General features: G+C 40.4%; 13 protein-coding genes and 1 riboswitch. All 13 genes read right to left on the bottom strand.

Translation table 11 applies throughout. From position 1 onward, the window contains the following. The 13 genes from AC25Y1_RS18190 to AC25Y1_RS18130 all read right to left on the bottom strand — a co-directional run bounded on the left by AC25Y1_RS18190 (position 1) and on the right by AC25Y1_RS18130 (position 12,601). Positions 1 to 858, bottom strand: a complete 858-nt coding sequence (locus AC25Y1_RS18190) for a class C sortase (protein WP_488149425.1) — start codon at positions 856 to 858, stop codon at positions 1 to 3. Between the two features lie 82 nt (positions 859 to 940). Continuing rightward, positions 941 to 2,605 carry a SpaH/EbpB family LPXTG-anchored major pilin gene (locus AC25Y1_RS18185; protein WP_488149424.1) on the bottom strand — a complete coding sequence of 555 codons (1,665 nt, stop codon included), beginning with the start codon at positions 2,603 to 2,605 and terminating at the stop codon, positions 941 to 943. Positions 2,606 to 2,655: 50 nt separating this feature from the next. Continuing rightward, positions 2,656 to 4,845, bottom strand: a complete 2,190-nt coding sequence (locus AC25Y1_RS18180; protein ID WP_488149423.1) for a Cna B-type domain-containing protein — start codon at positions 4,843 to 4,845, stop codon at positions 2,656 to 2,658. Positions 4,846 to 4,902: 57 nt separating this feature from the next. Further along, positions 4,903 to 4,988: riboswitch (cyclic di-GMP riboswitch) on the bottom strand. 212 nt (positions 4,989 to 5,200) lie between these two features. Next, the gene (locus AC25Y1_RS18175) at positions 5,201 to 5,944 is read right to left on the bottom strand and encodes a MerR family transcriptional regulator (RefSeq protein ID WP_488149464.1); all 744 of its coding nucleotides are present in this window, start codon (positions 5,942 to 5,944) and stop codon (positions 5,201 to 5,203) included. A 71-nt stretch (positions 5,945 to 6,015) separates the two neighbouring features. Then, positions 6,016 to 6,825 carry a hypothetical protein gene (locus AC25Y1_RS18170; RefSeq protein ID WP_488149422.1) on the bottom strand — a complete coding sequence of 270 codons (810 nt, stop codon included), beginning with the start codon at positions 6,823 to 6,825 and terminating at the stop codon, positions 6,016 to 6,018. A gap of 37 nt (positions 6,826 to 6,862) precedes the next feature. Then, on the bottom strand, positions 6,863 to 7,741 hold the full coding sequence (locus AC25Y1_RS18165) for a DMT family transporter (protein ID WP_488149421.1): 879 nt from the start codon (positions 7,739 to 7,741) through the stop codon (positions 6,863 to 6,865). An 11-nt stretch (positions 7,742 to 7,752) separates the two neighbouring features. Continuing rightward, positions 7,753 to 8,754, bottom strand: a complete 1,002-nt coding sequence (locus AC25Y1_RS18160) for an NAD(P)H-dependent flavin oxidoreductase (protein ID WP_488149420.1) — start codon at positions 8,752 to 8,754, stop codon at positions 7,753 to 7,755. Between the two features lie 89 nt (positions 8,755 to 8,843). Next, a complete protein-coding gene (locus AC25Y1_RS18155) occupies positions 8,844 to 9,101 on the bottom strand; it encodes a hypothetical protein (protein ID WP_488149419.1) in 258 nt (85 codons plus the stop codon). A 69-nt stretch (positions 9,102 to 9,170) separates the two neighbouring features. Further along, positions 9,171 to 9,542, bottom strand: a complete 372-nt coding sequence (locus AC25Y1_RS18150; RefSeq protein WP_488149418.1) for a DUF5412 family protein — start codon at positions 9,540 to 9,542, stop codon at positions 9,171 to 9,173. A 53-nt stretch (positions 9,543 to 9,595) separates the two neighbouring features. Beyond that, entirely contained in the window at positions 9,596 to 10,741 is a 1,146-nt protein-coding gene (locus AC25Y1_RS18145) for a PstS family phosphate ABC transporter substrate-binding protein (protein WP_488149417.1), read from the bottom strand. Positions 10,742 to 10,853: 112 nt separating this feature from the next. Continuing rightward, the gene (locus AC25Y1_RS18140) at positions 10,854 to 11,048 is read right to left on the bottom strand and encodes a YwbE family protein (protein WP_488149416.1); all 195 of its coding nucleotides are present in this window, start codon (positions 11,046 to 11,048) and stop codon (positions 10,854 to 10,856) included. Positions 11,049 to 11,051: 3 nt separating this feature from the next. After that, positions 11,052 to 11,657, bottom strand: coding sequence for an SAM-dependent methyltransferase (locus AC25Y1_RS18135; protein ID WP_488149415.1), 606 nt, complete (start codon positions 11,655 to 11,657; stop codon positions 11,052 to 11,054). 56 nt (positions 11,658 to 11,713) lie between these two features. Then, positions 11,714 to 12,601, bottom strand: coding sequence for a phosphotransferase family protein (locus tag AC25Y1_RS18130; RefSeq protein WP_488149414.1), 888 nt, complete (start codon positions 12,599 to 12,601; stop codon positions 11,714 to 11,716). Between the last annotated feature and the right edge of the window lie 134 nt (positions 12,602 to 12,735).

The following is a 12,735-nucleotide window of genomic DNA, read 5'->3' as shown; positions in this document are numbered from 1 at the left end:
TCACTCCCCGCTCATCGTTTCCACATCATTCTTTCCTTTTTTTCGATAAATTATATAGCCAATGATGGAAATAAAGAGTAGACCGAAAATCAGTAACCCGATTTGGTTCACCCTAAACTTCTTCCCTACATCATTTTCTTCATTTAGTTGTTTGACCACTTCAACCTCATCTGCGTAAGGAATCCGTTCGCCCCTGATGAGCATGCGATGGGTGTTAATCATATAGGGTTCGCAGGTAATCAGTGTCACGAAGTCTTTCCCTTCCTCGATATTTAAAAGCTCTACCTCGTTTGGCAACACGATTGCAATATGGTCTACTTTGTATGCCAAAGTTTCCCCTAATGATTTGATGTAAAATAAATCGCCGATTTCCATTTCGTCCAAGTTTCGAAACATTTTTGCACTTGGGAGTCCACGATGTCCAGTCATCACAGCATGTGTCCCTTTTCCACCAATCGGTAACGACGTATTTGAAAGATGCCCAACTCCGCGTTGTAATACTTTTTCACCTGTTCCGTGGTAAATAGGGAGCTTTACATCAATTTTAGGAATTTCAAGACTTCCCATCGATTCACCTATATTTAACACATTAAAATACCCTTTAATGGTTGTTTCCTTTGCATCGTCAGCAAAAGGATCTTCAATTGGAACAGTTGTATTCACAACTTTTTCATTATAGTCTTTGGCTTTCTCTTTCATATCATTGATGTCTGTCTCGCTCATTTGCAGGATTTTCTCATCATGCTCGCTAATTATTGTATGATGCTCTTTTGTCGCAAGCACATTACTCATAATTGGATACAAGAAGATCCCAAGCCCGACGAAGAATATGATAGAAAATAGGACGTTACGCTTCATGATAGAACACCCCTATACTATAAAACTGGATTTTAAAAAGATAGGGAGACCGGCTCCCTATCCTTTTATCTTTCAAATTCACTTATTGGATAGCTGAGTTTTTTCTGCGTGCAATGATGAATATCGCTGCACCCATCAACAGAAGACCGACTCCTGTGAATAATGTCGTTCCGATTCCACCCGTTTTTGGAAGGTCCCAACCGGATTTGGAGTTTTTGACCATGACTGTTTTTGTTTGTGATGAATCCTCATCTGTCACTTTAACTTCAATTGGTTGTGTGAGCATGCGATAGGATTTCTCTACGCCATTTTCCATATAAGTTGGTGCTTTTGTTTCAACTAGATGGTATGTTCCTACATCTAGCCCATCGATTTTTATTTCACCGTTGGCATCTGTTACAAGGTTTTCTAGTAAACCATTGTGTAATACACCATTGACCGTGATAAGTGTGCCTGTTGCATCGACAGTAACACCATCTACATCAGTCAGCTTAAATTCTGCACCCTCTAGTGTAGTAGCTGTGCTAGCTGCATCGACTTTTAGTACTTTGAATCCGCCGTCTGTCAGTGAAATAATTGGTGGCTCTGAATCTTTGTCGCCAATCGTACCAGATTCATTTTCATAATCGATAGAACCCGTGTTTTCAATACTATCGCCTTCCGCATCTTCAGCAATTAGCGCGTCGAATGTGATGACAATCTCACCGCCAACTAGTGCAGTGAAGTCAGACGCTGTCCATGTTAACGTTTGCCCGGCTTGATTGAATGTAAATCCGGTTGCACCACTTTCGCTTCCGTCTACATAAGTTAATCTTGAATCAAGTTCATCTGTAATAACAAAGCTCTTGTAGTCTTGAATGTCGCCTGGTAAAGTAACTTTCAGCGTGTACGTTACCGTGTCCCCACGATTCGCATCTTCTTGATCTACTTCTTTCTCAATATCTGGTGTGTAGTAGTTTTTCACTTTAACTTTTTCAACTTTACCTGTATATTCTCCGCCATCATTGATTGTTCCGCTAGCAGAGATAGAGAATGGGAACTCCCCACTTTGAAGAAGATATCCGTCAGGTGCCTTTACCTCGGTAAAATAGTAATCTCCATAAGCCAGACCATCCACATAGATATAGCCATTTGAATTAACTGCAATATTTTCTTCTAATAAGGTATCATCTGATTTATAAAGGTTGAATTCAGCGCCCGGAAGCCCAACAAATCCATTCTCGCCATCTACCTTTTTAAGTTTTACTGCACCACGGATGATTTCGTTCTTTGGATAAATATGAACGTTATAATTTATATCCGTTCCGTCCGCACTTGTCATTGGAATATCCACGGAGTAGCTATCCGGATTTAAATTGACGTGTGGTGGCCCGTCTGTTTCATCTACTGTGTAGCGGCCCAATTCTAAGTTTTCGAAAGCAACTGTTCCGTCAGTTCCAGTTACCTTAACGATTGGTGTAGCTCCAGTGACTTCTGTCCACTCATCAGTTGATGCGTTATATGAGTGAGTTTTGATAATCGTATATTCGACCCCTTCAAGGGCTACCGCATCAATAGGAACATCTTGATCTGCAGATCCGTCCCCATCTGCACCATCCTCTACACCAGGTTCTCTTTCATACTTATGAATTGTTAAGCTACCTGTTTCTAGATCATTTGGTGTTGCATGTGCAACTTGCCCCGCTGTCATTGACATAAATGTGAGTAAAGCAATCATCATTACCGCAAAAAGTTTTTTGATTTGCATTTGTTTGTTCCCCTCTCTCTTATGTGTTGTTTAATTTGACCTATTTTAATTCACCCGGTTTTTCTTTTTCTTAAGAAGAAACCAAACGTCAAAGCCATTAACAGACCACCAATTCCATAGAATCCTGCTGTTCCAATGCCGCCTGTTTTTGGTATTTCCCATCCGATTTCCGTATTGACTACAGTCTTTTCAATGTGTAAGGAATCACCTGGTCCAATCGTAATTAAGATTGGTTGTAATAATTTTCGATAACCTTCTGGTGCTATCGTTTCTATCAATTGATAATCGCCCCATGCCAGATCACCGAAATAAATTCCGCCAGACGAATCTGTAGTTTCAGTCCCAATCAGGTTTCCATCTGCATCCCGTAATTCAAATGTTGCACCTGCTAAAGCCTCTTCAACTTCATTAATTTTCAGGACTGTTAAAGAGCCGACAATCTCTGTATTTGTAACGATATATTCACCATTATCTCCTGTACTATAACTAACTTCATAACCTTCTGGGACATCGTACTCTACTACCGAATACACAATCTCTTCCCCTGTTGTCGCATCGTATTTTCTCAAGTCTAAGAATAAACCTGCCCAACCATTGTCTTCATTGAGCACGATTGTTTGTGTGGTATCTTGACCATTGGCTAGCAATGTGATGGTCACCGAATCTGTTTTACTGCCCACCCACTCCTTAACCACATTCACCGTGACTTTTGCATCATTGGTGTTGGTGAATACAAATCCTTCATTAACAGAGCCGCTCTTTACCGTTGAATAGCCTGCTATTGCCACTTCTTCGACTGTGTAAGTAATTTCTTGCCCATTCGTATCGTCGTACCTATTTAAATTCGCGAATGAATCTGACCAATCATTTTCTTCATTTAATACGAGATTAGTTCCCGTATGATGCCCATCGGCTAATAGATTAATAGTTACAGACTCTGTACCTGGCCCTATCCAGACTTTGCTTACATCAATATTTAGCTGAGAGGGGGTATACGTATTCGTAACCGTCAATCCATCCAATGATTTAACATAGTTGATCGGCACGGTTTCTTCATCTACCGTGTACACATATTTCCGACCATAAGGATCATATTCGCGAATTTCTTCCCAAGTATGCATCCACGCAGGACTTTCACTTCCATTTAACACTTGCGAGTGCTTCAACTGAATCGCTTCATCTTCTACTTGTGCCATAAGTTGAAGGGTAATTGCCGGTTTATTCTCCGGTCCGCCAACCCAAACTTTATTGCCTGTTATATCTACTTTAGGGATAGTAAATATAAGATTCCCTTTAATGTCATGTCCCCCACCTATACCTTTTACAGAAAAAGAATACTTACCGCTATCATCCAAATTCAGGTCAGCTAGATTAAACTTAAATACTGTCCAGTGTGAGTCGCCTGTATTCCCTTTCAATCCATCTGGTTCATACTCCATATTGTCTACAAAAATAGATACCCAAGAATTGTATTGGTCCATATTTTCCGTTTGGACACCATTTAGAATCATATGTTCAAGCGCATGCGTCGCTTTTATAGCTGCATATACAGTATCCCCATTCGCCCAAACTAATTCTGATAGTGTGTGCGCATTTGTCGAAACACCTTCAATTTTTGAAGGGACTACAATCGCATTTGGATCAATCGTGTAATGTCCCGGGGTAGCAATCGCCATTGGCATAATGGCTCCTAAATTCTTCTCAATTGCTTCATCATCTACTTGCGCCTCTTCAGTTTCCGCTATCGCCGATTCATCCTCTGTTTCCGGCTGAATATACGTATGTGTCACTGTGTAATTTTCAATCGTTGTTTCATAGCCTACGACTTCCGAACTTGTTAAACCATACTTGTTTAACGAACCATCCTTGTCGTACTTGCTTAGTCCATCAAACAAATAGGATGTTCCTCCATTCGCAAGTGTCGCCGTCTTAACTTGTTCACCGGTTTGTGTGTTTACTAGAGACAATATGATAGATGGTGGATTGTCAGCTTCTGGAACATTGACCCATAGATTCGAAACCAAAATCTCCGTTTTCTCATCTATAACTGGTTCAGCGGGTTCCGTCTCCTCAACTTCCGGTTCTTCAACTTCTTCGATCGAATCCTCTAACTCCTCCGTTGCTTGTGACGTGTCAACAGATTTTTCGCCTTCTTTAGCAATTGCCTGCAGCGATGGTAAAACCATTGATAGAATAATCATCCCTATCAATAGCAAAACGGATGACCGTTTTAAAACCATGGATATAATCCCTCCTTTTCTTTAATTTCCAAACGACAAAAACCCGGTCGCAAGTAGATTCGCGACCGGACTGTCATAGCAACTATGCCTTAGACTCCAAAGTTTTGCGCCCTTTAATTTCTTAAAGTTTGCCTAGTATTCTATGATAAAACAAGGACTTTTGATGCGGTGGCATTGGTATTACCTTTAGCATATAGAACAAAAACTGCATCCGCTACTGACGAACGTCAGTAATTTCAGTTGATTGTGTATATTCTATGTAAAAAGAATATTTTTATAGTTTTTGGGATGTTATCAATAAAAAATGCTACGCAAACAATTGTCATTGACAATCATTTGCATAGCATGAATGAAATTAATTATTATCCGCAAAAACTTTCATTGCCCCCTGCATGAATACAGCAAGTCCTTCACCAAACTGGTCGATGTTTTTTGTAAATCGCTCGTCAGCAACATACATTTCACCTAGTCCAGCGAAAGCTTCTAGTGAATAGTTGCCCATCTTGTTCAAAAAAGTGTACCATCCCTCAATCCGCGTTTGCGCTTCTTTCGATGCTGGATCTGTATGGCGGATTTCAGCTAAACTGAAGTAAATCCGGTTCATTTCCTCACCAATCTCCGGGCCAAACTGTGCGACCTTTTTGTTCGACTCATTAACCGCTTTATCACCCCACCTGTCCCTAGCTTCCTGTTCGTATGGGTTTTTGCTAAAATCGAATCCTTGAAATTTCTCCTCTTTGGACATCCTGACCTCTCCTTTCTCATGGCGAATTGTTTTCTCAATCGTAGCGATCATTTCATCCAATTGCTGTCGTTTAGCAAGGAGCATATCCCGTTGCATGTCGAAAGCTTCCTGGCGATCAAACGATGGACTTGAAAGCAATTCTTTTATTTTCTTTAGAGAGAAGCCGAGTTCACGAAAGAATAGTATTTGCTGTAAGGTTGCTAAGTTTTCTTCGGAATAAATCCGATAGCCCGCTTCCGTCAAATCATCTGGAACGAGCAAGCCGATGTCGTTGTAATGATGGAGAGTGCGCACACTTACTCCTGTCAACTGCGATACTTCTTTCACTTTCATCGTGTGTTGGCCTCCCTTCATCACTAACAATAAACTATGACGTAACGTGAGAGTCAAGGATGAATTTATTATAGGTTTAAAGTCGATACCCTCTACTTCTTCAACCAAAAAAAGAAAATCATCGTATATGCGAGTTTTTCTTCTTTTGAAATATGGTTACCAAAACGGATATAACTGTGAACCGCCTCGGCTTCAAATGCAGGATGCAAGGCATAAGGAAAACGGCCGAATCGGTATTGGGCTGCCATTTTACCGTTGTCGTCTACGACATCGATATCGCCGGCTGTATTTTTCGCTGCAAGCTCCCGCCAAACCCGATCATTTTCATGAAATAAAGTTCCCTTACTTTTAAGGATTGATTTCGTAAGCCATTGCTCAAAATAACCAATCCTTTTTCCGTCCCTGCTATGTAGTGTTAAGAGAAAACGGTTTCCGTTATTCCACAAGGTAAATGACGCTAACAGTTCATCTTTCATATCAAGAATGTCATACGTAGCGGGGATTATAAAACCTTCCGATAGAAATTTAATCGCAGTTAATTTACGCGCAAAAGGTCTGCGCTTTGTAGGAATGATATGAAATAATGAAACGCCTTTTGCATCGACGTTATGCATTGTCGGATAAAAAGACGGCATCCACTGCATGATTAACTCATCGATGTTTTCAAACTGGACGTCACTCTCGCTATCAGCCATTGTTTGATCACTAAGGTTCTGCTGCGCATTGTTGAAAAACAGTCCTGAAATCAATAAAGAAATTGTGGCAATTCCTGAAACAATAAGCGTTTCTCCATTCACCACAAAACTTTCGAACCAAAAAAAATAATACACAATCGCATAGACTGCTGTAATGCCGCCTCCGATAAATGAAACAATTGACGTCTTCCGGTAAATTTCTTTCAATCCTGCTCACCTCACCCATTTTGCACAGCCTGATGTATCAATCGATTTTACGGGTTTTAATTCTTAAGAAACTAAATTTCGTTTCGGACAATAGAATGGCACAAAGGATAAGTACTGCGCCAATACCCATTCTGAGCGTCAATACTTCGCTTAATATCGCGACTGAAAATACCATTCCCCAAAATGCTTCGGTCGATAGAATGATGGCAGCTTTCGTGTCTGAAATATATTTTTGTGCAATGGTTTGAAGTAAATAGGCGATTGTCGTTGAAAATATTCCTAGATAAATCAATGGATATAACCCAGCTGGCTCAAACGAAAATGTAGTCTCACCTTTCGATAACACGACAATTATTCCAATAACAGCCGCAACTACCATTTGAATGAATGTTAGTAATACCGGGTCTTCGTCCTCGACGAATTTAGCCGTGTAAAATATATGAAAAGCAAACGCAAATGCACAGCAAACTGTTAAGAAATCCCCAAGATTTATTTCAAAAGATAATTGAAGTGATAATACTGCGACGCCAATGACAGCCAATATCGCACCGCCTAATTCAAATCCATTCATACTTCTTTTATAAATTAAAAACCCAATAAAGGGCACGATCACAACGTTAATTGCGGTCAGGAAAGCGTTTTTAGACGGCGTTGTAAATTGTAAGCCCACCGTTTGGAGAACGAATGCCGTGTATAAGATGCATCCTAAAATTGCCCCATTAATGAGCGTCTTTTTCTTGATTCCTTTTAGTTTACGATTGAAAATCAGACATAAAATGATTGCGCCTATTAAAAATCGTCCCGACAATAATTGATACGGGGTATAATACTCCAATGCCACTGCACTGGCAACAAAGCCACTGCCCCATATGATGGCAGTGATTGTAAGTCCAATTTCACCAATATACTTTCGCATTTCATCCCTCTTTATACAAATTGCTTAATGATTTCTTTTACTGGTCCAGCGGTAGACAAATGAACATTTTCACCCGCCCACATAGACATGAAATCAGTTTTTCCTTGTTTCGCAGCCTCTTTCCGAATGTCCTTTGTTAAGTCATTTTGAATCGGATATGGTGCAAGTACCGCGGTTTCCATCTCTAAAATGAATCGATTTTTGATACCTCTAGCGGTTTTACCTGAGAAAGCAGTTGTCAAAGTTGTATTTCCTTCTATTGAATCTAGTATTGCCCGTTTATGTAACGAATGTGCACCGCTTTCACTCGCCGCTAATAGTGCAGTTCCAATTTGGACTGCTTGTGCCCCGGCGGATAGCGCATTTTCGAGCATTTCTTTATTCGCTATACCACCTGCCGCGATGACTGGAATTTCAACCATCTTTACGCAGTCTGTCAGTAATTTGTTCAGTGGAACGAAGGTTAATTGACCGTGGAAAGACCCGCGATGTCCACCAGCTTCACTGCCTTGAACGACGACGGCATCCATTCCGCGCTGCTCTGCAAGCACCGCCTCTTCAACCGTTGTCGCTGTTCCTATGAGAAATACATCATGACTTTTTAGTAATTGAACTGTTTCTTCAGCCGGCAATCCGAATGTAAAAGAACATATTTTCACATTCTCTTCAATCAACAATTGGACTTGCGCATCGAATTCCGTCGTTGAACATTTCGGTATTTCCGAAGAGATGCCAAGCTCATCTCGAATCGGTTTGAGTGCCCCGAAGGCATCTGCCAATTGATCTTCACTTGGTTCCGTTATTTCAGGAATAAATAAATTCACTGAAAACGTTTTTTCTGTCAGCCCTTTTACTTCTCGAATAAATTTACGCGTATCTGCAGCTGATAGATAGCCTGCCCCAATGGAACCCAGTATACCGGCTTCTGCACTCGCTGCGACAAATTCCGGTGTCGTGACGCCAGCCATCGGTGCTTGAATGATTGGGTGCTTAATCCCTAGTAGTTCTATCAATTTTCTTTCCTCCAATTGAATGAGTATTTTTATAAATCAATGTCCCGTTTACAGTTTAAATTCAAAAAGTACTAATTAAAAATATCACCCTAAATTGTATCTTTATAAGTCTCCAGCACATGCAGAAGTTTATCCCGACGATATACTTCTACACGTGGAGTGCCTGTATTCTCCGTTGCTACCTCATCCTCAATTTGAATGTGGTTATGATTTATTTTTCTAATGACATATTGATTTCCCTCATATTCACCATATCGAAAATTCTCTAGTGAAATAAAATCATAAATTATCTTGTAAGTTACTAAATCCATTATTTCTGATTCAAGAAACTGTTTTACAAAATCCATCTAATACTCCTCCTCCCTATGCTCCCTCGTATAAATTCGGTTTGCTTGTCAGTCGAGACCACCTTTCGACTACTGTTTTCGCCAATCATATACGTCTTTTCGAACATCTAACTTCACGCCATTGATGGAAATTGTATGTTCATCAATCCAACCTATTTCTGCAGTTGATTCACGGTAGCCCCAGTAAATATTTTTCATCTTATCCTTCTTTTGATGATAAACCACTTCACCTCTAACCGCATCCGCAACAGTCGCGCCGCTCATTGATACATAAGCTTTCACTGTGTACTCGCCATTTGGAGATTTAGTTTCCGTAAGAAATTCTCCTTCAGGAAGATTGGACATACTGAGGAAAAAGTGATTGATCACTAAAATTAAAATAATTATTATACCAGCTAGACCCGCCAATAAAATCCCTAACACTTTCATCCAAAGTTTCACTTAGACGCCCCCCTATTAACAGGTAGGACGTTCCGGAATGAGGGTATGTTACTTTACTGAATCGAAACATAGCCCGTTTTCTCGATAATTTCCTGTCCTTGTTCGGATAAAATCCATTCTATGAATTCATCGAGATGTGGATTTTCACTTCCCGCAGTTATAACGTAGAATTCTCCCGTAATCGGATAAGCCCCCGAACGAATTGTTTCGATTGTCGGTTCAACATCGTTCAAAGCTAGTAGTCTAATACGCTTGTTTTTTGTCATTTCAGTCGAGTAATACCTAAAGGTGTACCCCATAGCATTATTGTAATTTTTATAATCAGAGACTTGGTCGAGAATGGTGCCCATCAGTGACGCAATATCTTCCACCGGCGGATCCATAATCGGTACTTCACCCATAAATTGTTGAAGCGCGGTCTGACTGCCGCTATCTTCCGGTCGTTGGAAAGCGCGAATCGATTTATCTTTCCCTCCGACCTCTTTCCAGTTTGTAATTTCACCCGAATAAATTCCTTTGACTTCATCTGTCGTTAAGTTTTTAACAGGGTTTTTGCCATTCACGAAAAAGACGAATGCTTCTTTTCCAATCGGCGTAAGTTTTAATTCGCGATTTTGATATTTTGCCCTACTTAATTGGGAATCTGATGGAGCCAATGCAAAAATCATATCGACTTCTCCTCTTATAAGATTGTCGTAGGCTTCGCCGGTACGATTTGACATTACTTCACTGTCGTATTGATCGTATTCTTTTTCGGGATAAACCGCCTTTGCGAATGCTGAATAGACCGGGTAAAGAGCAGTTGCTCCATCAATAATTGGTAGATCATTTTCAATTTTATAAGTTGATGGTTCAGAGAGTGACACAACTTTGGACATTTTACTAAAAGGTGCATACGAATAGGTATCGATATATCCATCTTGAACGGTAGTTCTCGTTTTCCCGTATATTCCTGGAATTGAGTAGATGAGCGATAAAGCGATAGTGACACCCAAAACACGGTAAATGATTTTCTTCTGTTTTTTCAATGCAAAAAATCTGATTGTGATATAAACCCCTGCTGAGATATAGAGAACGACGATAAATGGGGTTAGAAAAGACATTCCACTCGAGAAGGCTACAATCCACCCTGAAAACGCAAAAGGAAATAAGAGCCCCATAATAAATAAAATATAAATGACATTTAGCAGATTTTTCAACTCAAATTCCCCCTTGGATACAACTTTTGTATATATCACTATTGTACATTAAACGGATAAGGAATTTTCAATTAATTTTCACGAAATAAAAAAGACCCCTTAAAGGATCCTTTTATTCCAATATTTCCGCTACGCGGCCGACTTGTCCGTCTTCGAGTCTTACTTTAATGCCGTGCGGATGAAATTTCGAGTTCGTTAATAAGTCTTTCACGACGCCTTCAGTTTTTGTTCCTGAGCGCTGGTCTTTTTTCAATATAATTGCGACTTTTAAACCTGGTGTGATATCGTCACGATTTTTTCCGTCCATTGTTCAATCCTCTTTCCTTTTTTGAAACATACTTTGTACGACATGGGCAGTGCCTGTATGAAGTTGTCCTTCTTCACGATTCACTTCGCCTACGTGAAAATGTTTGATAAAATAGCCGTCAAATTGTTCGAGCATTTCTTTTGGATTTATTAGCATGGCTTCATTTCGCGGTCCGCCTGTCCCATATGCAAGTTGTTCTTTCGAATACAATTCACTTATATAATATCCGCCTGGTTTCAACGCTTTTTTTATACCAGTAAATGTGCGTGTCATCACGTCTTCAGGAAAATGACCAAAGATCTGGACGATGGCATCCCATTGTTCGGCTTCCCATATAACGTCTGCAAGATCATGAAATTCAGTAGTCACGACAACACCTTTTTCATCGGCAAGTTGTTTTGTTTTATCAAGCCCAGCTTGCGCAAAATCCCATGCAGTAACGTCGAATCCAAGCGACGCTAAATACACCGAATTTCGCCCTTCACCTTCCGCGATGCAAAGCACTTTCCCTTTCAGCATAAGCTTCGCCGCTTCGACCACAAACTCGTTCGGCTCTTTTCCATAAACATACTCATCTGTAGAGAATCTTTCATGCCAGCTATTCGACATTGCACATCAGTTCCCTTCGGATATGGTGGTTCTAGTTTAACATAAGTTCGCTAAAATCACTTACCTAAAACAACGCTCTCCATAAACGCATCCATACGTTCTTCCATCATCCGATCCGTAAGCCCCTTAACGCCCAAATCAATCCAACCTTTGTAAACGGTTAATGGCTCATCAATAAAATCAAATATAGAGACAATATCAAAATAGGGATTATATACAAATTCCGTTGCATGCCGATGGTACGCGTCCAAAAACAAGTCTGCGATTCCGACACCGTGGAGCAATGCCAAATTCACACGACAATGGCCGATGTCAATTCCCGCAGGTCCGAGACAAGCATTTGGCCAATCTACAATTCCACTTACTTTATCGTCATTCCACAGCACATTTGCTGGATGGAAATCGCGATGGATGAATGTTTCCCGATATTTTGGTTCCGACCCGTGTAATCGATCCAATGCTACCTTCCATACTTCAGGCTTTCGTGTCCATCTGGGAATTTTAACGTTCTCACGATTCATATACGGCGCATACTTCCATGAAAAACCTTTCGCTTCAATCCGATGAATTTCACTAAGTACTTTAGCCAACCCATCTGTCCAAGCATGGAAATCCACTGGTTCAAGCACTACTTTACCTTCTAACTTTGTCATGAGAATGGATGGCATCCCACTCTTTTCGCCAGTTTCATCAGCCGCAAGAAGCATTGGTGCAGGTAAATCACCAGTAGACGCTATTTGTAGACTAGCTGATTCATGTAACACAAGATCTGGTTCCTCACGGAGCCATTCCCCATTATCAAACTGTCGCAAAATAACATGCCCATTTTCAGTTTCAACTTCATATATAAGCGATGATATACCACCATAAAGCCTACTCATCGTCTTAACCGCAACGGCTAATTCATGTTCAATCCAGTGTCTCCGTTTTTCATTTACCTCCAAGTCCTAACCCCCTTATGAAGTAAAATTCACATGAAAATTCAATCTAATAATATTAAAGGACACTGAATAACTTTCTAGCTATAGTGAAATATCTAGTTGATTGGAGTGGAGGGCGGCGACCATACGCGTCAACT

This window comes from Sporosarcina sp. Y1009 (genome assembly GCF_057669865.1).
This window is presented reverse-complemented; position numbering and strand designations above follow the sequence as displayed.

Excerpts from the sequence above, each read along its gene's own strand:
- AC25Y1_RS18190 (WP_488149425.1), bottom strand. The coding sequence starts at position 858 with ATGAAGCGTAACGTCCTATTTTCTATCATATTCTTCGTCGGGCTTGGG.
- AC25Y1_RS18185 (WP_488149424.1), bottom strand. The coding sequence starts at position 2,605 with ATGCAAATCAAAAAACTTTTTGCGGTAATGATGATTGCTTTACTCACA.
- AC25Y1_RS18180 (WP_488149423.1), bottom strand. The coding sequence starts at position 4,845 with ATGGTTTTAAAACGGTCATCCGTTTTGCTATTGATAGGGATGATTATT.
- AC25Y1_RS18175 (WP_488149464.1), bottom strand. The coding sequence starts at position 5,944 with ATGAAGGGAGGCCAACACACGATGAAAGTGAAAGAAGTATCGCAGTTG.
- AC25Y1_RS18165 (WP_488149421.1), bottom strand. The coding sequence starts at position 7,741 with ATGCGAAAGTATATTGGTGAAATTGGACTTACAATCACTGCCATCATA.
- AC25Y1_RS18155 (WP_488149419.1), bottom strand. The coding sequence starts at position 9,101 with ATGGATTTTGTAAAACAGTTTCTTGAATCAGAAATAATGGATTTAGTA.
- AC25Y1_RS18140 (WP_488149416.1), bottom strand. The coding sequence starts at position 11,048 with ATGGACGGAAAAAATCGTGACGATATCACACCAGGTTTAAAAGTCGCA.
- AC25Y1_RS18135 (WP_488149415.1), bottom strand. The coding sequence starts at position 11,657 with ATGTCGAATAGCTGGCATGAAAGATTCTCTACAGATGAGTATGTTTAT.